Source organism: Actinomycetospora sp. ABD4_176, assembly GCF_056311855.1.
On record NZ_CM149974.1, the window covers coordinates 4,483,195 to 4,505,286 of the forward strand.

Consider the following 22,092-nt stretch of genomic DNA (forward strand, 5'->3'; position numbering starts at 1 on the left):
CCCCGGGTGCGGTCCACTCGATCGTGTTCGCTCGCGGGCCCGTCGGTGCCCTCGGGAGGTGGCCGGAGGATCGCCTACTCGGGCCCGCCGATGTCCTCCAGCCACGCCTCGGGGTGGTCGGCGGCGAAGCGCTGCATGAGCGCCGCGCAGTGCGGGTCGTCGAGCACGGTGACCTCGACGCCCTGCTCGGCGAGCCAGGCGTGCTGGCCCCCGAAGTTCTCGGCCTCGCCCACGACGAGGCGCGGGATGCGGAACTGACGGACGAGCCCCGCGCAGAACCAGCACGGGGAGAGCGTGGTGACCATCGTCGTGCCGCGGTAGTGCGGGCGGCGCCCGGCGGCGCGGAAGGCGGCCGTCTCGCCGTGGGTGGCGGGGTCGCCGTCCTGCACGCGGCGGTTGTGGCCCCTTCCGAGCAGCTCGCCGTCGGGACCGAAGAGGGCCGCGCCGACGGGGACACCGCCCGCCGCGGCCCCGGCCCGGGCCTCCTCGAGGGCGACGGCGAGCATCTCGTCAGGGCTGCGCACGCCGCCCACGCTCCCACGCCGCAGAATGGCCCGGTGCCCGAGCTGCCCGAGGTCGAGAACGCGCGCCAGGTCGTCGAGAAGGCGCTGGACCGGGTGATCGCGGGCGTCGACGACTCGGACTCCTACGTCTGCCGCCCGCACCACCCCGGCGAGATCGACCAGGCGCTCAAGGGCGGGCGCCTCGTCGCGGCGCACCGGCGCGGCAAGACGATGTGGTGCGACACGGTGACCGCCGACGGCGCGGAGGGTCCGCACCTGGGCATCCACCTCGGCATGGGCGGGCGCATCTTCGTCACCGGCCCGACCGGCGACGAGGACTCCAGCCTCTACGCGGGCGGCGACCCGCACGTCGGGGGCATGCCGGAGAAGGCGGGGGAGCGGCCCGGGAAAGCAGTCCGGGAGAATCCACAGTGGGACCGGGTCCGGATCAGGTTCGACGACGGTGGCGAGCTGCGGCTGTTCGACAAGCGCCGTCTGGGCCGCGTGCACCTCGAGCCCGACGTCGACGCGCTCGGCCCCGACGCCGCCGAGATCTCCCGCGACGACTTCCGCGCGCGCGTCGGCAAGGGCACCGCGCCGCTCAAGGCGCGCCTGCTCGACCAGTCGGTGCTCGCCGGCGTCGGCAACCTGCTCGCCGACCAGACGCTGTGGCAGGCGCGCCTGAGCCCGTCCCGTCCGGCGGGCGACCTGTCGACCGAGGAGCTCGACGCCCTGCGCCGGGAGCTGCGCAAGGCCACCCGCAGCGCCATCGAGAAGGGCGGCGTGCACACCGGCGAGGTCATCGCCCACCGCGCGAAGGACGAGGTCTGCCCCCGGTGCGGCGCGCCGATGACGCGGGGCACGGTCGGGGGACGCACCACCTGGTGGTGCACCGTCGAGCAGGCGTGATCTCACGGGTTGTCACAGCTCCACGACATCCTTGGTACCCTGAACGGGTGACAGTACGCGCAGTGCCATCACGCAGAGGTACTTGAACAGTCCACCTGTCGTGCACAACCAAGCGCCCCGGCACCGCCGCCCGTCGCCGCTCGCCACCCTCCGGAGCACCGTGCGGGCCTCCCGGGTGGACCTCGCCCTGGCCGCAGCGTTCGCCCTGGGGGCCCTCCCGGGCGCCGTGCTGCTCCTCGTGACCTGGCTGCCCGGCAGCCCCCTGGTCGGGCTCGCCCTGCTGCTGCCGGGCGCGGTCGCCGTCGGCGGCGAGCGCCTCCGCCGCCGCCCCGCGGGCCCGGACATCCACGACCGCCAGCTCGACCACATCGTCGCCGCCCTCGTGGCCGTCGCCGCGGTCGCGCTCGTCGCGGCCGGGCTCGTCGCCGGCGGGACGACGCAGCGCGACGCGCTCGTGCTCGCCACGCCGCTGCTCGCCGTCGGTCTCATCGCCCTGCTGCACGGGACGCGCCGGCTCTGGCAACAGCGGGCCGCCCCGCTCCTGCTGCTGCTCGCGTGGCCCGCGCCGTGGGAGGCCGCGCTGTCCCCGGTGGCAGCGCGGGTCGGGCGGGCGGACCTGACGGTCGCGGTCACCGCGCTGGTCGTGGCGCTGCTCGTCGCGCTGCTCGTCGCGCCGCGCCGGCGCTCGCCGGCGGTGCGGGTCGCGCCGCCGGCCCCCGCCCGCGACGCCCGCGCCCTCGTCGTGGTCCCGGGTGAGCCCGTCACCGTCACGCTGCCCGTCACCGTCGCGGAGACCGCGGCGTCGAGGGCCGCGGCATGACCGGTCCGAGCATCGCCGCCCGGTACGCCGTCGCGCGGCACACGAGCCCGGCCGACCAGCTGGCGCTCGCCGCGGACGGGTTCGCCGACCTCCACCCCGAGCTCTCCGCCCGCCCCCGCCCGTCGCGACGCGGCGGCCGCGCCGTGGCCCTCGCCGTGCTGGCCGTGGTCGGGGTGTGCCTCGTCCTGTGGCCCGCGACGTCCGCCGCGACGTTCGTCGGGGCCTTCGTGCTGCTGCACTGCGCCACGACGCTGCACCGCCTCGAGCTCATCCGTCGCGCCGTGGCCGACGACCCGACGGTCACGGTCACCGACTCCGACGCCAGAGCCGTGCCGGACGCGGCGCTGCCGACGTACACGGTGCTGGTGCCGGCCTACCGCGAGCCCGAGGTCATCGCCCGGGTCGTCGCGGGGATGGCCGCGCTGGAGTACCCCGCGGACCGGCTGGAGGTCCTGCTGCTGCTCGAGGCCGACGACACCGAGACCCTGGCGGCCGCCCGCGCCGCGCTCGGCGGCGAGCGGCGGGGACCGATCGCGATCGTCGAGGTCCCGCCCGGCGAGCCGCGCACGAAGCCGAAGGCCTGCAACATCGGCCTGCTGCGCTCGCGCGGCGAGCTGGTGACGATCTTCGACGCGGAGGACCGGCCGGAGCCGCTGCAGCTGCGCCGCGCGGCCGTGGCGTTCACGCGGCTCGGCCCCCGGGTGGCCTGCCTGCAGGCCCGGCTGACCTACCACAACGCCGAGCAGAACCTGCTGACCCGCTGGTTCACCGTGGAGTACGACACCTGGTTCCGCTGGCTGCTCCCCGGGCTCATGGCCACCGGTGCCCCGATCCCGCTGGGCGGCACGTCCAACCACATCCGGCGCGACGCGCTCGTCGCGGTCGGCGGCTGGGACCCGTGGAACGTCACCGAGGACGCCGACCTCGGGCTGCGGCTGGCCCGCTGCGGCTACGCGGTGGCGATGCTCGGCAGCACGACCGAGGAGGAGGCCAACTCCGACGCCATCAACTGGGTCAAGCAGCGCTCCCGCTGGTACAAGGGCTACCTGCAGAGCTTCGCGGTGCACGTGCGGCACCCCGTCACCCTGACCCGCGAGATCGGAGCCCGCGGCGTCGTCGGCCTCGTGCTCTTCGTCGCCGCGACGCCCGTGCTGGCCATGGTCAACCCGCTGTTCTGGGGTCTGACCGCCCTGTGGATCCTCGCCCGGCCGCCCGCCGTCGCCGCCGCGTTCCCGCCGCTCGTCTACTACCCTGGCCTCGCGGTGTGGATGGTCGGCGGCCTGGCCGCCGTCGTCGCCGGCGTCGCCAACGCCCGGGCGGCCGGCAAGCCCCACCTCGCGGCCGCCGCGCTCGTCTCACCCCTGTACTGGGTCCTCATGTCGCTCGCCGCGATCAAGGCCGGGGTGCAGCTGGTCGCCGCTCCCTCGTACTGGGAGAAGACCACCCACGGTCTCGACGTCACGCCCGAGAAGGAGGTGGCGGCGTGACCGACGTCGCGACCCGCCCGCTGCTGCCCGGCGCCCTGCCCCCCGCCCCGCGGCCGCGCCGCCCCCGGCGGCGCCCGACCGCCGGCCACGCCTGGTTCCTGGGCGCCCTCGCCCTCTACGTCGCCGTGGGTGCCGTGCTCGTCCTGCGCCACGACGGGGTCATGGAGGACGCGCTCGCGCGGGTCTCCGCGGCCTCGTCGGTGTGGTCGTCGAGCGACCCCAAGCTGGCCGCCATCGGCTACGTGTGGACGCCGCTGCCGGCCCTGCTCATGGTGCCGTTCACGCCGCTGCGCGCGCTGTGGCCGGCGCTGGTGTCCCAGGGGTACCTCGCCGCGCTGCTCTCCGCCGTCGCGAGTGCCGCCGCCGTCGCCACGACCTGGGGGCTCCTCGGCGACCTGCGGGTCCGCCCGCTCCCGCGCGCGCTGACGACGCTGCTGTTCGCCCTGTCGCCGATGGTGCTGCTCTACGCCGGCAACGGGATGACCGAGGCGCTGCTCGTCGCGTTCCTGCTCGCCGCGGCGCGCCGCCTGCTCGCGTGGGTGCGCGACGGCGAGACCACCGCGCTGGTGGCCGCGGGGCTCCACCTCGCGCTGGGCTACCTCGCCCGCTACGAGGCGCTGGTGGCCACCGTGGGCGCTGCCGTGCTGGTCGCCGTCGTCACCGCCCGCCGCACCGGCGCCCTGCGCCGCCCGGCCCGGCGCCGGGACGCGGTCCTGGTCGACGTCGGGCTCGTGGCCGGCCCGCCGGCCGCCGCGTTCGCGCTCTGGGCCGTCGTGAGCTGGCTGGTGGTGGGCTCGCCGTTCGAGCAGTTCACGTCCGCCTACGGCAACGCGGCCCTGCTCGCGGGGGCCGACGCCGCCGTGTCGATCGCCGTCCCCGCCCGCCAGCTCACCTGGCTCGCGCCGGCGCTCCTGCCCCTGCTGGCCCTCGTCCTCGCCCGGGCGCTGTGGCGGGCGCCCCGGGGGCGCGCCCTCGCCCTGGCGGCCGTGCCCGTGGCCCTGTTCGGGTCCGTGCTGGCGTTCGAGTGGGCCACCTACCTGTCCGGGAACCTCTTCGGCTTCCTGCGCTACCAGATCACCGCCGTCCCGCTGGTGGTCGTGCTGCTCGGCCTGCTGCTGGCCCGCGACGGCCGGAGCGGCGGGAGCGACGGCCGGGGCGACGGCGAGCCGAGCCGGGCGTCGGCCGTGCTGCGGGCCGGCGCGGGCGCGCTGGTCGTCGTGGCGGTGCTCGGCGCGGGCATCGCCACCTCGGCGCGGGCGATGGTCGCCGAGCCGGTGGACGCGACGCAGGAGTACCACCGCGTCGCGCCGGTGCTCGGCGGCGCGCCCGCGGGAGAGTCCGCGCTGGGCATGTGGGCCTCCGACCGCGAGGTCGCCGACCGGGTCGACGCGATGGACCTCCCGCCGGCGAGCGTGCTCGTCGACGCCGGCAGCGGCTTCGCCGTCGTCGCGGCGAGCCGGCACCCCGAGCGTTTCCTCATCACCTCCGACGACGGGTTCGCCGCCGCGCTCGCCGACCCGCCCGGCCACGGCATCCGCCTGGTGCTGCGCGGCGAGGCCGGCGGCGTCGACGCGGTCCGGGAGCGCTGGGGGTCGTTCGGCACGCCGTCCGCGCCGCCGTGGGTCCGCCCGCTCGGGACGGTCGCCCCGGCGACGCCGTTCTCCTACGCCTGGAGTCTCTGGGAGGTCCGCCCGGTGACCTGACACTCGTCCGTCCACCGACTGACACCGGCGACCGCCGGGTACCAGCCTCACCGTCACGGGACGACGACGTCACGGGAGGACGGCGGATGGCGCACGATCAGGATGCCGAGCCGGACATGCCGGAAGCGGTACGCGACGTGTGGCGCGACGTGCTGCGCCGCGACCCGCACCAGGAGTTCTTCCACGCCGACGTCCGCGGGATGCTGCGCAGCATCGCCCCGGTGCTCGTCGAGCACCCGGAGCACACCGACGTCGTCGGGCGGCTCTGCGAGCCCGAGCGGGTCATCGTGTTCCGGGTCCCGTGGGTCGACGACGCGGGGACCGTGCGGGTCAACCGCGGGTTCCGCGTCCAGTTCAACTCCGCGCTCGGGCCGTACAAGGGCGGGCTGCGGTTCGCGCCGACGGTCGACCTCGACGTCATCAAGTTCCTCGGCTTCGAGCAGGTGTTCAAGAACGCCCTGACCGGCCAGGACATCGGCGGGGGCAAGGGCGGGGCCGACGTCGACCCGAAGGCGCTCTCGACGGGCGAGCTCATGCGGTTCTGCCAGTCGTTCGCCTCGGAGCTCGCGAGCCACGTCGGCGCCTCGGTGGACGTCCCCGCCGGGGACATGGGCGTCGGGTCCCGCGAGATCGGCTGGATCTACGGGCAGTACCAGCGCCTCATCGGCTACCACGAGCCCGGAGCGTTCACCGGCAAGCCGGCCGTGCTCGGCGGCTCGGCGCTGCGGCCCGAGGCCACCGGGTACGGCGCCGTCTACTTCACCCAGCGCATGCTCGCCGAGCAGGGCAAGGACCTCGACGGCGCCCGCGTCGTCGTCTCGGGCAGCGGCAACGTCGCGCTGTTCGCGATGGAGAAGGTCATCGCGGCGGGCGGCACCGTCGTCGGCTGCTCGGACTCGCGGGGCTCCGTGTCCGAGCCCGACGGTGTCGACGTCGACCTCCTGCGCGAGATCAAGGGACAGCGCGGCTCGGTCGCCGACTACGCCGAGAAGCGCTCCGGGGCGACGTCCGGGTCGACCTCGGCGTTCCTGCTCGAGTGCGACGTCGCGCTGCCGTGCGCGACGCAGAACGAGATCGGCACGGACGAGGCACGCGCGCTGGTGGACTCCGGCTGCTGGGTGGTCGCCGAGGGCGCCAACGGCCCGGTCCGCCCCGAGGCGCGCGAGGTCCTGCGCGCGGCCGGCGTCGGCTTCGGCCCCGGCAAGGCAGCGAACTCCGGCGGCGTCGCGGTGTCCGCGCTGGAGATGCAGCAGAACGCGGGCCGCGAGCGCTGGAGCGCCGAGGACGTCGACGCGCGCCTGTCGGCGATCATGTCCGACGCCTACGACCGGGTCCGCGACGCCGGCGAGCGGTACTTCGGTGACCCCAGCGACCTGGAGAACGGCGCCAACGCCGCGGGCTTCCTACGGGTCGCCGAGGCGATGACGAGCCTGGGCGTCGTGTAGGTCGATCGGGTAGAGAAGCCCCATGGACAGCGCCCCGCACAGAGGCACGGCCCCGGTGACCCCCGCCCCGTTCAGCTTCACCGAACTGACGCCGACGGCGTTCCTCGACCGGTCCGCGCACGCCTTCGCCACCCGCGACGCGATCGTGGACGGCGACCGGCGCTTCACCTACGCCGAGTTCGGCGCGCGCTCGCGGCGGCTCGCCGGTGCCCTCCACGAGCTGGGCGTGGAACCGGGCGACCGCGTCGCCGCGCTCGCCACCAACAGCCACGTCATGCTCGAGTGCCACCACGGCGTGCCCTACGCCGGCGCGGTGCTCGTGCCGCTGAACACCCGGCTCTCGGTCGACGAGATGGTCCACATCGTCGAGCACTCCGGGGCGCGCCTGCTCGTCGCGACCCGCGAGCTCGTCGAGAACGCCCGCGCGGTGGCCGAGCGGACCGGCATCGACCTCGTCGAGGAGGGCGAGCGCTACGAGTCGCTGGTCGCCGACGCCCCCGAGCGCGTCGTGCCCGTCGCCGACGAGCGGGGCCTGCTCGCGATCAACTACACGTCGGGCACCACCGGGCGGCCCAAGGGCGTCATGTACCACCACCGCGGCGCGAACCTCCAGGCGCTCGCGATGGCCTTCCACCTGCGCCTGCAGCCGGCCTCGCGCTACCTGTGGACGTTGCCGATGTTCCACTGCGACGGCTGGTGCTTCCCCTGGGCGGTCACCGCGGCGGGCGGGCTGCACGTGTGCCTGCGCGCGATCGACGCCGAGGAGATCTGGCGCCTGATCCGCGGCGAGGGCGTCACCCACTACTGCGCGGCGCCGACGGTGCTGACGATGATCGCCCACGCCGAGGCCGCGAAGGAGGGCCCGGCGCCGGAGCGGGTCACGGTCGCGACCGGGGGCGCGCCGCCCTCGCCGACCCTGCTGGCGCGGATGGACGAGCTCGGCATGGACGTCACGCACCTCTACGGCCTCACCGAGACCTACGGGCCCGCGAGCGTCAACGACTGGCACCCCGAGTGGGACGACCTCGACGCCGCCGAGCAGGCGCGGCTCAAGGCCCGCCAGGGCGTCGGGAACGTCGTCGCGCAGCGCCTGCGGGTGATCGACGAGCAGACCGGCGGGGAGGTCCCCTCCGACGGCGAGACGCTCGGCGAGCTCGTGCTGCGCGGCAACGACGTCATGCTCGGCTACTACCGCGACCCCGAGGCCACCGCGGAGGTGGACGCCGACGGGTGGTTCCGCACCGGCGACCTGGGCGTCGTGCACCCCGACGGCTACGTCGAGATCCGCGACCGGAGCAAGGACGTGATCATCTCGGGCGGCGAGAACATCGCGTCGGTCGAGGTCGAGCGCGTGCTGGACAGCCACCCGGCGGTGGTCGAGTCGGCCGTCGTCGGCGCGCCCGACGAGCGGTGGGGCGAGGTCCCCGTCGCGTACGTGACGGTGTCGCAGGACGTCGACCCCGACGAGCTGGTCGAGCACGTCCGGGTCCACCTGGCCCGGTTCAAGGCGCCGAAGCGGATCGTGTTCGGCGAGCTGCCCAAGACCTCGACCGGGAAGATCCAGAAGAACGTGCTCCGCGCTCGCGAGTGAGTGTCAGCGAAGTGCCGTCGCTGACACTCAACGTCCGTATCGGTACTTCGATCACGCTCGCTCCGGCGCCTACGGTGGCGCCGTGACGTCACCGCTGCCCTACGGCTCCTGGCCGACGCCGATCACCTCCGAGCTCGTGGTGGCCGCCGCGGTGCGCCTCGACGACGTGCGCCCGGACGGCCGCGGGGGCGTCGTGTGGGGCGAGCAGCGCGCCTCGGAGGGCGGGCGCACCCAGCTCGTCCACCGGGCGGAGGGGGAGAACGCCGATACGGGCGCGGTCACCGAGCTGCTCCCCGAGGGCGCGAACGCGCGCACGGCGGTCCACGAGTACGGCGGCGGCGCGTGGTGGGTGCACGAGGGCGTCCTCTGGTACGTCGACTGGGCCGACCAGCGCCTGCGCCGCCTCGACCCCGGCGGCGAGCCGGTCGTCCTCACCCCCGAGCCCGCCGCCCCGCGGGGTGACCGCTACGCCGACGGCGACGTCGCGCCCGACGGCACGTGGCTGGTGTGCGTCCGCGAGCACCACCCGCGCGCGGACGCCCCGGCGACCGAGGTCGTCAACGAGGTCGTGCGCCTCGACGCCCGGGCACCGAGCGCGCCGCAGGTGCTGGTCACCGGCCCGGACTTCGTGGCCGCGCCCCGCCTGTCACCGGACGCGTCCCGCCTCGCCTGGATCTCCTGGGACCACCCGTCGATGCCGTGGGACGACTCGGTGCTCACCGTGCGCGACCTCGCGACCGGCGCCGAGACGGTCGTCGCGGGCGGACCGGGCGAGTCGGTCGGCGAGCCCGTCTGGCAGGACGACGGTGGGCTGCACTTCCTCTCCGACCGCACCGGTTGGTGGAACCTCTACCGCTGGTCGGTCGACGACGGCGTCACCCCGCTGGTGGTGCTCGACGCGGAGATCGGCCTGCCGGCCTGGCAGCTGGCCGGCGCGCGGCACGCGACGGTCGGGGGCCGCGTGGTCGTCGCGCGGTCGTCGCAGGGCTTCGACGCGCTGGCGGTCCGGGACGCGGACGGGAGGGTGACCGAGCTGGACACCCCGTTCACGGCCATCCGCTCGGTGCGCGCCGAGGGGCCGGACGCCGTCGTCTGCGTCGCCGGCTCGCCGACCGCCGAGCCCGGGGTGCACCGGGTCGCGCTCGACGGCACCGTCACCACCCTGCGCCCGCCCCGCGACCTCGGCCTCGACCCGGCGACGATCGCGGTGCCGGAGCCGATGACGTTCCCCTCGGTGGACCCGGCCGGGGCGCCGCGGGAGGCGCACGCGCTCTACTACCCGCCGGCCGGGGACGGGCCGGCGGGCGACCGGCCGCCGCTGCTCGTCGTCATCCACGGCGGGCCGACCGGGTCCGCGGCCCCGGTGCTGAGTCTCGGCGTGCAGTACTGGACGAGCCGCGGCTTCGGGGTCGTCGACGTCGACCACGGCGGCTCCACCGGGTACGGGCGCGCCTACCGCGAGCAGCTGACGGGCGCGTGGGGGATCGTCGACGTCGCCGACTGCCTCGCCGCGGCCCGCGCGCTCGCCGACGCGGGGCGGGTCGACCCGGCGCGCCTGGCCATCCGCGGCGGGTCCGCGGGCGGCTTCACGACGCTGGCGGCGCTGGCGCGCGAGGACACCCCGTTCTCGGCGGGCGCCGACCACTTCGGGGTGGCCGACCTGGAGGCCCTCGCGCAGGAGACGCACAAGTTCGAGTCGCGCTACCTCGACGGTCTCGTCGGGCCGTACCCGCAGGCGCGCGACGTCTACGTCGAGCGATCGCCGATCACGCACGTCGACCGGCTCGCGACGCCGCTGATCGTGCTGCAGGGCGACGAGGACGCGATCGTCCCGCCGAACCAGTCGGAGATGATCGTCGACGCCCTGCGCCGCCGCGGGGTGCCCGTCGCCTACCTGCTGCTCCGGGGCGAGCAGCACGGCTTCCGCCGGGCCGAGAACATCCGCCGGGCGCTGGACGCGGAGCTGGCGTTCTACGCGCGGATGTTCGGCTTCGCGCTGCCGCCGGGCGAGGACATCGCGCCGGTCGAGGTCGAGGTCGGCTGATCCGGGCAGGCGGGGACTTCCGAGCGGCCGACACGGGCGATGTCCGCTTCCGTCCGGGGACGGCCGGGTGCACCCTGGAGGCGTCACGGCGGGTGAGGAGGGTGCGTCATGGCCTCACGACTGGCTCGGCTGTTCGGACGCGGGGGCGACCGGGCGCCCGACACCGCGCCGCCCGCCTACACCGGGGTGGGCGCGCCGCGCGAGTACGCGCCGCCGTCCGGGGCGCCCGGTCACGGCACCGCGCCCTACGGGCGCACGCCCTTGCGCACGCCGTACGAGGAGGCGGTGCGCCGGCGCCGGTCGGCGGACCACCAGGTCGCCGAGTTCGAGCGCTTCGACGCCAGGCTCTCGGCGCAGATCCACGAGGCCCAGGAGGCCGAGCGCACCGACTACGTGCGCGAGCTGCTCTCCCGCCAGCAGGCCGTCCGCGCGCGCCTGGAGGAGGCGACGCTGCTCCGCAACCGGCTGCTCGCGGCCGAGCAGGAGCACCAGCGGCAGCGGTGATCAGGCGCTGGGTCAGCGCTGCGTGTGCGGCACCACGTAGACCGCGGTGCCGTAGGCGGCGATCTCGCTCGCGGTGGTGGCGATCTCGTTGCAGTCGAAGCGCAGCGCGAGCACCGCGTTGGCGCCGTGCGCCATGGCCTCCTCCGAGAGCCGCCCGAGCGCCTCGTGGCGCGAGTCGGAGAGCAGCTTCGACAGGCCCTTGAGCTCGCCGCCGGCCATGGACTTGAAGCCCGCGCCCATGGTCGAGAACATGTTCCGGCTGCGGACCGTCAGTCCGAAGACCTCGCCGAACACGCGCACGACCTCGTAGCCGGGCAGGTCGTTCATCGTCGACAGCAGGATCGGGTACCGCTGTCCCTGGAACTGACCCTGGGGCTGGCCCGGCTGCTGACCCTGCTGCTGCGGCTGCACGGCGCGGACTGTAGCGGCCCGCGGGCCCGTCCTGGTTCAGACGGGCGAGGCGCGCAGCGCCGCGCGGGCCATCGCGACGAGCACGGGCGCGGCGACCTCGGCACGGGTGTGGCCGGCGCTGCGCGGCGTCGAGTTCATCAGCCCGAACGCGGCGTGCGCGGCGACGCGCGCGGCCTCCTCGCCCACCGCGAGGTCGGCGCGCCGCAGGGCGTCGACCCAGATCTCCACGTAGGCGCGCTGCAGGCCGCGCACGCGGCGGCGCGAGGGGTCGGGGAGGTTCGCCAGGTCGCGGTCCTGGACGGTGATCAGCTCGGGCTGGCGCAGGGCGAAGTCGGTGTGGAAGGCGACGAGCGCGTCGAGCAGCGCACCGGGGTCGGCGTGCTCGGCGGCCCGCTCCTGCCCGCCGGCGAGCAGGTGCTCGCTGATGCCGACGAGCATCTCGGCGAGCAGGCCCTCCTTGGACGGGAAGTGCCGGTAGAGGGCCGGCCCGCTGACCCCCACGGCCGCGCCGATCCCGTCGATGGACACGCCGTGGAAGCCGTGGCGTGCGAAGAGCCGCGCGGCCTCGGTGAGGATCTGCTCGCGGCGGGACGTGGTGACGGGCACCCTCGGCACACTAACGCCTCTTGCCAGGTCGTGTGAACGATCGCTAACGTGAATGAGCGTTAACCAGGGCGGTGCGGGGAGCCGGCCGCCGGCACCGACGAGGAGGTCGAGCGTGGCCGCGCCGAGCACCGACCACGTGAGCGAAGTTCCCGGCTACGGCCGGGAGAATCACTCACATGAGGCCCTCGTCGCCGACCTGCGCGAGCGGCTCGCCGTCGCGCGGCTCGGTGGTCCGGAGCGCTCGCGGGCGCGCCACGTCGAGCGCGGCAAGATGCTGCCGCGCGACCGCGTCGACGCCCTGCTCGACCCGTCGAGCCCGTTCCTCGAGCTCTCGCCGCTGGCGGCCACCGGGATGTACGGCGACGCCGCCCCGGGCGCCGGGATCATCACCGGCATCGGGCGGGTCGCCGGGCGCGAGTGCGTCGTCGTCGCCAACGACGCCACCGTCAAGGGCGGCACCTACTACCCGATGACGGTGAAGAAGCACCTGCGCGCGCAGGAGGTGGCGCTGCACAACCGCCTGCCGTGCGTCTACCTCGTCGACTCCGGTGGCGCGTTCCTGCCCGAGCAGGACCAGGTCTTCCCCGACCGCGAGCACTTCGGCCGCATCTTCTACAACCAGGCGACGATGTCCGGCCTCGGCATCCCGCAGATCGCGGCCGTCCTCGGCTCCTGCACCGCCGGTGGCGCCTACGTCCCGGCGATGAGCGACGAGGCGATCATCGTGCGCGACCAGGGCACGATCTTCCTCGGCGGCCCGCCGCTGGTGAAGGCCGCGACGGGCGAGGAGGTCACGGCCGAGGAGCTGGGTGGCGGCGTCCTGCACGCGCGCACCTCCGGGGTCGTCGACCACCTCGCCGACGACGACGCCCACGCGCTGTCGATGGTGCGCGACATCGTCGACACGTTCGGCCCGCGAGTCCCCCCGCCGTGGGAGCGCCGCCCGACCGTCGAGCCCGAGCACGACCCCGCCGAGCTCTACGACGTCGTCCCCGTCGACGGGCGCACCGCCTACGACGTGCACGAGGTGATCACGCGGCTGGTCGACGGGAGTGCCTTCACCCCGTTCAAGCCCGACTACGGCACCACGCTCGTCACCGGCTTCGCCCGCCTGCACGGGCACCCGGTGGGCATCGTCGCCAACAACGGCGTGCTCTTCCGCGAGTCGGCGCTCAAGGGCGCGCACTTCGTCGAGCTCTGCGACCAGCGCGGCATCCCGCTGATCTTCCTGCAGAACATCACCGGGTTCATGGTCGGCCGCGAGTACGAGGCGGGCGGCATCGCCAAGGACGGCGCGAAGATGGTCACCGCCGTCGCCACCACCCGCGTGCCGAAGCTGACCGTCGTCATCGGCGGCTCCTACGGTGCCGGCAACTACGCGATGAGCGGCCGGGCCTACTCGCCGCGCTTCCTGTGGATGTGGCCCAACGCGCGGATCAGCGTCATGGGCGCCGAGCAGGCCGCGACGGTGCTGGGCACCGTGGGCTCGTCGGACGCCGAGGGTGTGCGGGACCAGTACGAGCGCCAGGGCCACCCGTACTACTCCACCGCGCGCCTGTGGGACGACGGCGTCATCGACCCCGCCGACACCCGCACCGTGCTCGGCCTCGCGCTCTCGGCCTGCGCCAACGCCCCCCTCGACCCGCCGCACTTCGGCGTCTTCCGGATGTGAGCAGCGTGTTCACCAGTGTGCTGATCGCCAATCGCGGCGAGATCGCCGTGCGGATCACGCGGACCCTGCACGCGCGGGGGCTGCGCGCCGTCGCGGTGTACACCGACCCCGACGCGGGCGCGCCGCACGTCGCGGCCGCCGACGTCGCCGTGCGCGTGCCCGACTACCTCGACGGCGCCGCGATCATCCAGGCCGGCCGTTCGGTGGGCGCGCAGGCCGTGCACCCCGGCTACGGCTTCCTCGCCGAGAACGCCGCCTTCGCGCGCGACGTCGAGAGCGCCGGCCTGACCTGGATCGGCCCGCCGCCCGCGGCCATCGAGGCCATGGGCGACAAGATCCGGGCGAAGGCGACGGTCGGGCCGGCCGGAGTGCCGCTGGTGCCCGGGTCCGACGGGGCGGGGCTGTCCGACGAGCAGGTGGCCGCGGAGGCCCGGCGGATCGGCTTCCCGGTGCTGCTCAAGCCCAGCGCGGGCGGGGGCGGCAAGGGCATGCACGTCGTGACGCGCGACGCCGACCTCGACGACGCGATCGCCGCGGCCCGCCGCGAGGCCCGGGGCAGCTTCGGCGACGACACGCTGCTCGTCGAGCGCTACGTCACCGACCCCCGCCACGTCGAGATCCAGGTGCTGGCCGACGCGCACGGCACCGTCGTGCACCTCGGCGAGCGCGAGTGCTCGCTGCAGCGCCGGCACCAGAAGGTGGTCGAGGAGGCGCCGTCGGCGGTGCTCGACGGCCGGCAGCGCCACGCCATGGGGCAGGCGGCGGTCGAGGCCGCGAAGGCCTGCGGCTACGTCGGCGCGGGCACGGTCGAGTTCGTCACGAACGCCGACGCGAGCGAGTTCTTCTTCCTCGAGATGAACACCCGGCTGCAGGTCGAGCACCCGGTCACCGAGGAGGTCGTGCGCATCCGCGGGCGGCGCCTCGACCTCGTCGCCGAGCAGCTGCGCGTGGCCGCGGGCGAGCCCCTGGACTACGACCAGGGCGACATCCGCCTCGAGGGCCACGCCGTCGAGGTCCGGCTCTACGCCGAGGACCCGGCGCGGGGCTTCCTGCCCACGGGCGGGACGGTGCTGGACCTGGTGTGGCCCGAGCAGGCGCGCGTCGACGCGGGCGTCGCGGCCGGCACCGAGGTCGGGTCCCGGTACGACCCGATGCTCGCCAAGATCATCACCAGCGGTCCGACGCGCGCCGCGGCCCTCGACCGCCTCGACGCCGCGCTCGCCGCCACCACCGTGCTCGGCGTGCGCACCAACCTCGCCTGGCTGCGCACCCTGATCGCCGACGACGACGTGCGCGCCGGGCGGCTCGACACCGGGCTGATCGGGCGGCTGCCGACGCCGGCCGAGGACCTCCCCGACGACGTCCTCGCCGCCGCGGCGCTGGCCGGGCTGCTCGACCTGGCCGATCGGGCGGGCGGCGACGCCCCGTTCGACCGCATCGGGGGCTGGCGCCTCGGCGCCGACCCCGCGCCCGCGCGCTGGCGCCTCGTCCCGGCCGCCGGGGCGAGCGGCGACCCCGTCGAGGTCGCGGTCGCCGGGCCGCCCACCGGGGCCACGGTCACGATCGGTGCCGACGGCTCCCCGCGTCCCGTCTCCGCCCGCCGCGACGGCGCCGAGCTGGTCCTGGTCCTCGACGGCACCACGCGCCGCTTCCGCGTCGCGACCGGCGGGGGAGCCGACGGCATCCGCTGGCTCGGCCGCGAGGGCGGGGTCTGGGCGCTGCGCGAGCAGGAGCGCCTGCGCGCCGCCCGCACCGCCGGCGCCGGCGCGGACGGGCCCCTCACCGCGCCGATGCCCGGCACCGTCACCGCCGTCGAGGTCGCCGAGGGCGACCACGTCACCGCCGGCCAACGACTCGTCGTCGTCGAGGCCATGAAGATGGAGCACGTCGTGTCGGCGCCGACCGACGGCGTCGTCAAGGACCTGGCCGCGAAGGCCGGCGCCGCCGTCGCCCTCGACGCACCGCTGGTCACCGTCGTGCCCGACCCGGGAGAATGATCATGCAGCTGTCCGACGAGCACGAGGCCCTCCGCGCCACCGTCGAGGACTTCGCGCAGAAGGAGGTCGCCCCGGTCATCGGCGACCTCTACATCGCCGAGAAGTTCCCGTACGACCTGGTCGCGTCGATGGGCGAGATGGGCCTGTTCGGCCTGCCGGTGCCCGAGGACTACGAGGGCATGGGCGGCGACTACGTCGCGCTGTGCGTCGCCCTCGAGGAGCTCGGCCGGGTCGACCAGTCGGTCGCGATCACCCTCGAGGCCGGGGTCTCGCTGGGGATCATGCCGATCCTGCGGTTCGGGTCCGACGAGCAGAGGCAGCAGTACCTGCCCGATCTCGCCACCGGCCGCCGCCTCGGCGCCTTCGGCCTGACCGAGGCCGGCGGCGGGTCCGACGCCGGCGCCACGCGGACCACCGCGAGGCTCGACGGGGACCACTGGGTGATCAACGGGACGAAGGCGTTCATCACCAACTCCGGCACCGACATCACGTCGCTCGTCACCGTCACGGCGGTCACTGACCGCGGCGAGGACGGCAAGAAGGAGATCTCGGCGATCCTGGTCCCGTCCGGGACCCCGGGCTTCACCGTCGCCCCGAGCTACTCGAAGGTCGGCTGGAACGCCTCGGACACCCACGAGCTCGCCTTCGACGACTGCCGGGTGCCCGCGGAGAACCTCGTCGGGCAGCGGGGCCGCGGGTACGCCCAGTTCCTCTCGATCCTCGACGAGGGCCGGGTCGCGATCGCCGCGCTCTCCACCGGCGCCGCGCAGGGCTGCGTCGACGAGTCGGTGCGCTACGCCCGCGAGCGCGAGGCGTTCGGCGCCGCGATCGGGACCTACCAGGGCATCCAGTTCAAGATCGCCGAGATGGAGGCGCGCACCGTCTGCGCCCGCCTGGCCTGGCACGACGCGGCCGCGAAGATGGCCGCCGGGCTGCCGTTCAAGAAGGAGGCGGCGGTGGCGAAGCTGGTGAGCTCGAACGCCGCGATGGACAACGCCCGCGACGCCACCCAGATCTTCGGTGGCTACGGCTTCATGAACGAGTACCCGGTGGCCCGCCACTACCGCGACTCGAAGATCCTGGAGATCGGCGAGGGCACCAGCGAGGTTCAGAAGATCCTCATCGCCCGGCACCTCGGCCTCTGACGGTATGTGAGCACTTTCCGGGCCCATAGGCCCGGAAAGTGCTCACATACGCCGGAGGCGCACCTCCCGCAGGGCCAGGAACAGCGGGAACGTGAAGGCCACGGCGACCACGAAGCTCAGCACCACGAGCAACCCGATCACCAGCGGCCGGAACCCGAGGCGTCGGCCCTCGACGACCATCACCACGCAGGCCGCGACGGCCATGACGATGATGTCGACGGCCGCCGAGCTGCTCGCGGCGCTGGCGAACCAGCCGCCGAGGTAGTCCTCGCCGGCACTGATCGACACGAGGTTGAAGTACCAGGTCCCGACGAGGCCGACGACCGAGAGCGCGGCGTAGACGGCGACGAGGACGGGGCTGCCCGTGTGGCGGGACGCGAGCGTGGTCATGGCCGGGGCTCCTGGACGCGGTCGGTGGTGGCGCGGCGGCGGGTGCCGCTGCGCAGGACGAGCAGGGTGCCGACGGCCGTCGCGGCGACGAGGGCCGTGGCGGCGGCGAGGGTGGCACGGTCGGGGGCGAGGAGGGGCTGGCCGCGCAGGGCCTGCCAGGTCAGCAACGCGGTGAGGCCCGCCCAGCCGGCGCCGGCGACGCCGACCAGCCGGGCGCGCACGGCGACGTCGCGCAGCGCGGGTCGCCGAGCGGCGAGGAGGAGCAGCGCGAGGGCGAGCAGCGGTAGGCCCTGCAGCGCGTGCAGGCCGACGAAGTGGGCGACGCGCAGGTCGCCGCCGGTGGTGCTCCAGCCGACGAGCGGCAGGCCCGGCCCGCCGTCGGGCACCCCGACCGCGTGGGCGCCGGCCGTCGTCATCCGGCCCGTCTCCTGCGCCGCCGCGATCTGGGCGCCCGTCGGGCCGGTCATGAGGAAGGCGACGGCCATGCCGATCAGCGTCACCACGAGCCCGAGACGCACGGCCCACGCGGTGTCGGCGGCGAGGGTCCGCTCGCGCAGCAGCAGGACGCCGATGCCGGCCGTCGCCACCCAGAGCACGACGATGGACGTGCCCATGGCGCTCCACACCGCGGTGTCCAGCGGGGTGGCGACGTTGAAGTGGCTGGCGCGGCCACGGAGCACCTGGCCGACGATGGCGATCATCTCGATGGTGCCGGCGGCGGCGATGACGGCGCCGCCGCGGCGGGCCCAGCGCCGGGTGCGGGGGCCGTTGACCAGCGAGATCATCCAGACGAGGGTGGCGGCGTAGAGGGCGAGGCTGACCGAGAACTTCAGCGGCTTGGCCCAGATCGGCTGGCCGCCCAGCAGGCGGGGGTCGAGCACGAGCCCCGCCAGGCAGACGACCGCGAGGGCGGCCATCGCCACGCCGAACACGGAGAGGGCGCGCGACCCGCGGGCCATCGAGCGGATAGTGACGCTGTCCATGGATGGAGAGTAGAACTATCTGAGTTGGCCGTCCAGAGGGGAGCCGGATGCGGATCGGGGAGCTCAGCCGGGAGACCGGCGTGAGCGTCGCGTCGATCAAGTACTACCTGCGGGAGGGGCTGCTGCCGGCGGGCGAGCTCACCAGCCCGAACCAGGCGCGCTACGAGGAGGCGCACGCCCGCCGGCTGCGGCTGATCCGCGCGCTCGTCGACGTCGGGGGCCTGTCCATCGCCGGCGTGCGGGACGTGCTCGACGCCGTCGACGACGACCGGGTGCCGCTGCACGACGCGCTGGGGCGGGCCCAGGCCGCGGTGATGACGCGCACCGAGCCCGTCGAGGACGACGCCACCGAGCGGGCCGGCAAGGCGGTCGCGGAGATGGTCGAGCGGCGGGGCTGGCTCACGACGGAGAAGAACCCGGGATGGCGGACCGCGGTCGACGTCCTCGCGACCCTCGAGCGGCTCGGGGGCGAGCGGGTCGCCGGGCTGCTCGACGTCTACGCCGAGGCGCTGGAGGCCGTCGCGCCGCACGAGGTCGCGGCGGTCGTCGACACCGGGGACCGCGAGCGGTCGGTCGAGCGCATGGTCACCGGCATTGTGCTGGGCGGCGCCCTCCTCGCCGCGCTGCGGGGGATGGCCGAGCAGTCGGCCTCGGCGCGCCGGTACGGCTCCGGGGCGGCGCCGGGCGCCGGGGCGGTCTAGCGTCCGCGATCATGGCTGCTCGGATCGACTTCCCATCCCGCATCGGCGTCTGGTGGACCAGCGACACGTGGTCGATCCGGGACGCCCAGCAGGCCGCCCGCGACATCGAGGCGATGGGCTACGGCTCGCTGTTCTACGGCGAGGCCTACGGCAAGGAGACGCTGACCCAGGCGGGCGCGTTCCTCGCCGCCACCGACCGCCTCGTCGTCGGCACCGGCATCGCCAACATCCACGCCCGCGACCCCATCGCCGCGGAGAGCGGCGGGCGCACGCTCACCGCGCTGCACCCGGGCCGCTTCGTCCTCGGGCTCGGCGTGAGCCACGCGCCGCTGGTCGAGCGCGGGCGGGGCGGCACGTACTCCAAGCCGTTGGCGACGATGCGCGACTACCTGCAGCGCATGGCGGCGGTGCCCGAGCAGATCGAGCCCGGCGTCGGGCGCCCGGCGCGGCTCGTGGCCGCGCTCGGCCCCAAGATGATCGAGCTCGCCGGCGCCGAGACCGACGGCGTGCACCCCTACCTCGTCACGCCGGAGCAGACGCGGGTCACGCGCGAGGCGCTCGGGCCCGACAAGTGGGTCGTCTCGGAGCAGGCGGTGGCGGTCGGGGGCGACGAGGAGGACGCGATGCGCCGCGCCCACACCCACCTCGAGATCTACTCGGGCCTGCCGAACTACCGGAACTCCTGGCTGCGCCAGGGCTTCGAGGAGTCCGACATGCCGCGCGGGGGCTCCGACCGGCTCAAGAAGGCGCTGGTCGGGATGGGCGACATCGCGACGATCGCGGCGTCGGTGACCGCGCACCTCGACGCCGGCGCCGACCACGTGTTGGTCCAGGCCCTCGGCGACGACCCGATGGCCGACCCCCGCCCGGCGCTGCGCGAGCTGGCGGGCGCCCTCGGCTTGTGAGCACTTTCCGCCCCTATAGGGGCGGAAAGTGCTCACGTCCGGGTGTCGGTGCGGATCGGGTGGCCCGGGGGGACCTCGACGAGGACGATCGCGCGGCCGTCGGGGTCGGCGATCCAGCACTCGTCGAGGCCCCAGAACTCCCGCTGCGGCTCGCGGGTGATCGTCACCCCGCGCCCGCGGAGCTCGGCGACCGCGTCCGGCAGCGAGCGCACCTGCAGCCACAGGGCGTCGTCGCCGACCGTCACCGCGCCCGCCTTCGAGAGCTCCAGGTAGCCGGTGCCGAGGAAGAACACCACGCCGCCGGGGAACTCCCGCGCCACCGCGAGGCCGAGCGCCTCGGCGTAGAAGCGCCGCGAGACCTCCCAGTCGCGCGGGCGTACGAGGATGCGGCTCGACAGGATCTCCACGCTCGTCCCTCCGTCGGGGGTCACGATTGACCGGACGGGCTCCGGGCAACTCGCAGGGGTGAGTTCCCCCGAGCCCGATCCCCGGCGCTGGCGTGCCCTCTCGGTCTGCCTCATCGCCGGGTTCATGACGCTGCTCGACGTCAGCATCGTCAACGTCGCCCTCCCGTCCATGCAGCGGGGGATCGGCGCGTCGACGGCGGAGCTGTCGTGGGTGGTCTCGGGCTACGCGCTGACGTTCGGGCTGGTGCTCGTCGCGTCCGGACGCCTCGGCGACGACCGCGGCCGCAAGAAGATGTTCATGATCGCGCTGGCGCTGTTCACGCTGACCAGCGCCGCGGCCGGTCTGGCGCCCGACGCGACGTGGCTCGTGGTGTTCCGCCTGCTGCAGGGCGCGGCCGGCGGGATGCTCAACCCGCAGGTCATCGGCTTCATCCAGCAGCTGTTCCAGGGTCGCGAGCGGGGCCGGGCGTTCGGTCTGTTCGGCGCCGCCATCGGCGTCTCGACGGCGATCGGCCCGCTGCTCGGCGGCCTGCTGCTCGAGTGGGGCGGGGAGACCGACGGCTGGCGCTGGGTCTTCTACGTCAACGTGCCGATCGGCATCGCGGCCCTCGCCGTCGGCGCCCGCCTGCTGCCGCGCGACGCCGCCGCCGCGGAGGAGAAGCGGCCGCTCGACGCGGTCGGGGCGCTGCTGCTGGGCGGCGCGGTGGTCTCGATCATGGTGCCGCTGGTGCTCTCCGAGCGGGACCCGGCGAGCGCGCCGTGGTGGCTCGTGGGCGTCGCCGCCGTCCTGCTCGTGGTCTTCGTGCTCTGGGAGCGCCGGGCCCGGCGGGCCCACGGCCACCCGCTGGTGAACTTCGCGCTGCTGCGCACCCGCAGCTACGCGCTGGGCACCTCCCTCGGGCTGCTCTACTTCGCGGGCTTCACCGCGATCTTCTTCGTCGTCACGCTCTTCCTGCAGAACGGCCGCGGCTACACCCCGCTCGAGGCCGGCCTCGCGCTGACGCCGTTCGCACTGGGCTCGGCGGTGTCGTCGGCCGTCGGCGGGCGGCTGGTGTCGCGGCTGGGCAAGCCGCTGGTCGTGGGCGGGCTCGTCGCCGTCGCGCTCGGGCTGGTCGCGGTCGACGTCGTCCTGCGCCTCGACCCCGCCCAGGTCGGCTGGGCGATCGCCGGCCCGCTGCTGCTCGCCGGCGTCGGCAGCGGGCTGGTCATCGCGCCGAACCAGACCCTCGCGCTCGAGGAGGTCCCCGCCCGCGAGGGCGGCACCGCGGCCGGTGTCCTGCAGACCGGGCAACGCGTCGGCTCGGCCATCGGCATCTCCGCGGTCGGCGCGGTGTTCTTCGGCCAGCTCACGGCCACCGGCGGCGACTGGGCCCTGGCGATCAGCCGCGGGCTGGTCGGCGCGGTCGCGTTCGTGGTGCTCGCGCTCGTGCTCGGGGTGGTCGACCTGCTGTTCGACCGTCACCGCCGCCGGAAGGGGGCCGACGACGCCGACGTGCCCCCGGTCGCCCACGTCCCGCACGCCGACGCCTCGCCCGACGGTGCGGCCCCCGCCCTGCGCGGCCGGGTCACCGACGGCGGGGGCGGGGGGCTGCCGGGCGCGACGGTCACGCTCGTCGGTGACGGCCGGGAGGCCGCGGTCGCCACCACCGACGACGACGGCGGCTTCCAGCTCGTCCCCGGCCGCGCGGGCACGTTCCAGCTGGTCACGCGCGCCGAGGGCCTGCGGCCCGAGGTGGAGTGGGTCGCGGTGCCCACGTCCGGCGAGGTCGTCCGGGACGTCGTGCTGGGCCAGGCGGAACGATCGACGGCGGGTTGAGAACCCGGTACCGCGGGTATCTGGCTCCGCGCGAGGCGCCCAGCAGCGGCGCG

General features: G+C 75.0%; 20 protein-coding genes. 14 read left to right on the top strand and 6 right to left on the bottom strand.

The features are described 5' to 3' along the window. Window positions 1-74: 74 nt before the first annotated feature. Complete coding sequence (locus tag ACYX4T_RS21635) at window positions 75-506, bottom strand: nucleoside deaminase (protein ID WP_476015339.1); 432 nt, start codon at window positions 504-506, stop codon at window positions 75-77. A gap of 51 nt (window positions 507-557) precedes the next feature. On the opposite strand from ACYX4T_RS21635, the gene ACYX4T_RS21640 reads away from it, so the two are divergent. The 8 genes from ACYX4T_RS21640 to ACYX4T_RS21675 all read left to right on the top strand — a co-directional run bounded on the left by ACYX4T_RS21640 (window position 558) and on the right by ACYX4T_RS21675 (window position 11,006). Further along, window positions 558-1,412, top strand: coding sequence for an Fpg/Nei family DNA glycosylase (locus tag ACYX4T_RS21640; protein ID WP_476011322.1), 855 nt, complete (start codon window positions 558-560; stop codon window positions 1,410-1,412). Window positions 1,413-1,572: 160 nt separating this feature from the next. Beyond that, window positions 1,573-2,232, top strand: a complete 660-nt coding sequence (locus ACYX4T_RS21645; RefSeq protein WP_476011323.1) for a hypothetical protein — start codon at window positions 1,573-1,575, stop codon at window positions 2,230-2,232. Further along, window positions 2,229-3,719 carry a glycosyltransferase gene (locus tag ACYX4T_RS21650; RefSeq protein WP_476011324.1) on the top strand — a complete coding sequence of 497 codons (1,491 nt, stop codon included), beginning with the start codon at window positions 2,229-2,231 and terminating at the stop codon, window positions 3,717-3,719. The genes ACYX4T_RS21645 and ACYX4T_RS21650 overlap by 4 nt, the downstream gene beginning before the upstream one ends. Continuing rightward, window positions 3,716-5,422, top strand: coding sequence for a hypothetical protein (locus ACYX4T_RS21655; protein ID WP_476011325.1), 1,707 nt, complete (start codon window positions 3,716-3,718; stop codon window positions 5,420-5,422). The genes ACYX4T_RS21650 and ACYX4T_RS21655 overlap by 4 nt, the downstream gene beginning before the upstream one ends. A gap of 86 nt (window positions 5,423-5,508) precedes the next feature. Beyond that, window positions 5,509-6,867, top strand: coding sequence for an NADP-specific glutamate dehydrogenase (gene gdhA, locus ACYX4T_RS21660; protein WP_476011326.1), 1,359 nt, complete (start codon window positions 5,509-5,511; stop codon window positions 6,865-6,867). A 22-nt stretch (window positions 6,868-6,889) separates the two neighbouring features. Then, window positions 6,890-8,458, top strand: coding sequence for an acyl--CoA ligase family protein (locus ACYX4T_RS21665; protein ID WP_476011327.1), 1,569 nt, complete (start codon window positions 6,890-6,892; stop codon window positions 8,456-8,458). Window positions 8,459-8,540: 82 nt separating this feature from the next. Next, on the top strand, window positions 8,541-10,502 hold the full coding sequence (locus tag ACYX4T_RS21670) for a S9 family peptidase (protein ID WP_476011328.1): 1,962 nt from the start codon (window positions 8,541-8,543) through the stop codon (window positions 10,500-10,502). Window positions 10,503-10,610: 108 nt separating this feature from the next. Next, window positions 10,611-11,006, top strand: a complete 396-nt coding sequence (locus ACYX4T_RS21675) for a hypothetical protein (protein ID WP_476011329.1) — start codon at window positions 10,611-10,613, stop codon at window positions 11,004-11,006. Window positions 11,007-11,018: 12 nt separating this feature from the next. On the opposite strand, the gene ACYX4T_RS21680 is transcribed toward ACYX4T_RS21675, so the two are convergent. Both ACYX4T_RS21680 and ACYX4T_RS21685 read right to left on the bottom strand, forming a co-directional pair. Then, complete coding sequence (locus tag ACYX4T_RS21680; protein ID WP_476011330.1) at window positions 11,019-11,417, bottom strand: YbjQ family protein; 399 nt, start codon at window positions 11,415-11,417, stop codon at window positions 11,019-11,021. Between the two features lie 36 nt (window positions 11,418-11,453). Beyond that, the gene (locus ACYX4T_RS21685) at window positions 11,454-12,023 is read right to left on the bottom strand and encodes an SACE_7040 family transcriptional regulator (protein ID WP_476011331.1); all 570 of its coding nucleotides are present in this window, start codon (window positions 12,021-12,023) and stop codon (window positions 11,454-11,456) included. A 52-nt stretch (window positions 12,024-12,075) separates the two neighbouring features. On the opposite strand from ACYX4T_RS21685, the gene ACYX4T_RS21690 reads away from it, so the two are divergent. Genes ACYX4T_RS21690 through ACYX4T_RS21700 form a run of 3 tightly spaced genes read left to right on the top strand, consistent with a single transcriptional unit; the run spans window position 12,076 to window position 16,837 of the window. Further along, a complete protein-coding gene (locus tag ACYX4T_RS21690) occupies window positions 12,076-13,695 on the top strand; it encodes an acyl-CoA carboxylase subunit beta (RefSeq protein WP_476011332.1) in 1,620 nt (539 codons plus the stop codon). A gap of 5 nt (window positions 13,696-13,700) precedes the next feature. Next, the gene (locus ACYX4T_RS21695; protein ID WP_476011333.1) at window positions 13,701-15,692 is read left to right on the top strand and encodes an acetyl/propionyl/methylcrotonyl-CoA carboxylase subunit alpha; all 1,992 of its coding nucleotides are present in this window, start codon (window positions 13,701-13,703) and stop codon (window positions 15,690-15,692) included. Further along, window positions 15,689-16,837: an acyl-CoA dehydrogenase family protein gene (locus ACYX4T_RS21700; RefSeq protein WP_476011334.1), complete on the top strand. Its 1,149-nt coding sequence runs from the start codon at window positions 15,689-15,691 to the stop codon at window positions 16,835-16,837. The genes ACYX4T_RS21695 and ACYX4T_RS21700 overlap by 4 nt, the downstream gene beginning before the upstream one ends. Before the next feature lie 42 nt (window positions 16,838-16,879). Here the strand turns inward: ACYX4T_RS21700 and ACYX4T_RS21705 are convergent, their stop codons facing one another. After that, complete coding sequence (locus ACYX4T_RS21705; RefSeq protein WP_476011335.1) at window positions 16,880-17,227, bottom strand: DUF2834 domain-containing protein; 348 nt, start codon at window positions 17,225-17,227, stop codon at window positions 16,880-16,882. Then, entirely contained in the window at window positions 17,224-18,210 is a 987-nt protein-coding gene (locus ACYX4T_RS21710) for a hypothetical protein (protein WP_476011336.1), read from the bottom strand. The genes ACYX4T_RS21705 and ACYX4T_RS21710 overlap by 4 nt, the downstream gene beginning before the upstream one ends. 47 nt (window positions 18,211-18,257) lie before the next feature. Between ACYX4T_RS21710 and ACYX4T_RS21715 the strand changes: the two genes are divergently transcribed. Both ACYX4T_RS21715 and ACYX4T_RS21720 read left to right on the top strand, forming a co-directional pair. After that, window positions 18,258-18,911, top strand: a complete 654-nt coding sequence (locus ACYX4T_RS21715; protein ID WP_476011337.1) for a MerR family transcriptional regulator — start codon at window positions 18,258-18,260, stop codon at window positions 18,909-18,911. 11 nt (window positions 18,912-18,922) lie between these two features. Then, window positions 18,923-19,816, top strand: coding sequence for an LLM class F420-dependent oxidoreductase (locus ACYX4T_RS21720; RefSeq protein WP_476011338.1), 894 nt, complete (start codon window positions 18,923-18,925; stop codon window positions 19,814-19,816). A gap of 32 nt (window positions 19,817-19,848) precedes the next feature. Here ACYX4T_RS21720 and ACYX4T_RS21725 read toward each other — a convergent pair whose 3' ends face one another. Beyond that, window positions 19,849-20,223 (bottom strand): VOC family protein, encoded by a 375-nt coding sequence (locus tag ACYX4T_RS21725; protein ID WP_476011339.1) that lies wholly within the window; start codon window positions 20,221-20,223, stop codon window positions 19,849-19,851. Window positions 20,224-20,281: 58 nt separating this feature from the next. Here ACYX4T_RS21725 and ACYX4T_RS21730 point away from each other — a divergent pair, with 58 nt between their 5' ends. Next, window positions 20,282-22,039: an MFS transporter gene (locus ACYX4T_RS21730; protein WP_476011340.1), complete on the top strand. Its 1,758-nt coding sequence runs from the start codon at window positions 20,282-20,284 to the stop codon at window positions 22,037-22,039. Window positions 22,040-22,092: the final 53 nt, after the last annotated feature.

Coding starts and splice junctions, on each gene's coding strand:
- ACYX4T_RS21715 (WP_476011337.1), top strand. CDS start 18,258: ATGCGGATCGGGGAGCTCAGCCGGGAGACCGGCGTGAGCGTCGCGTCG.
- ACYX4T_RS21705 (WP_476011335.1), bottom strand. CDS start 17,227: ATGACCACGCTCGCGTCCCGCCACACGGGCAGCCCCGTCCTCGTCGCC.
- ACYX4T_RS21700 (WP_476011334.1), top strand. CDS start 15,689: ATGATCATGCAGCTGTCCGACGAGCACGAGGCCCTCCGCGCCACCGTC.
- ACYX4T_RS21635 (WP_476015339.1), bottom strand. CDS start 506: ATGCTCGCCGTCGCCCTCGAGGAGGCCCGGGCCGGGGCCGCGGCGGGC.
- ACYX4T_RS21650 (WP_476011324.1), top strand. CDS start 2,229: ATGACCGGTCCGAGCATCGCCGCCCGGTACGCCGTCGCGCGGCACACG.
- ACYX4T_RS21665 (WP_476011327.1), top strand. CDS start 6,890: ATGGACAGCGCCCCGCACAGAGGCACGGCCCCGGTGACCCCCGCCCCG.
- ACYX4T_RS21690 (WP_476011332.1), top strand. CDS start 12,076: ATGAGCGTTAACCAGGGCGGTGCGGGGAGCCGGCCGCCGGCACCGACG.
- ACYX4T_RS21675 (WP_476011329.1), top strand. CDS start 10,611: ATGGCCTCACGACTGGCTCGGCTGTTCGGACGCGGGGGCGACCGGGCG.
- ACYX4T_RS21710 (WP_476011336.1), bottom strand. CDS start 18,210: ATGGACAGCGTCACTATCCGCTCGATGGCCCGCGGGTCGCGCGCCCTC.
- ACYX4T_RS21720 (WP_476011338.1), top strand. CDS start 18,923: ATGGCTGCTCGGATCGACTTCCCATCCCGCATCGGCGTCTGGTGGACC.
- gdhA (WP_476011326.1), top strand. CDS start 5,509: ATGGCGCACGATCAGGATGCCGAGCCGGACATGCCGGAAGCGGTACGC.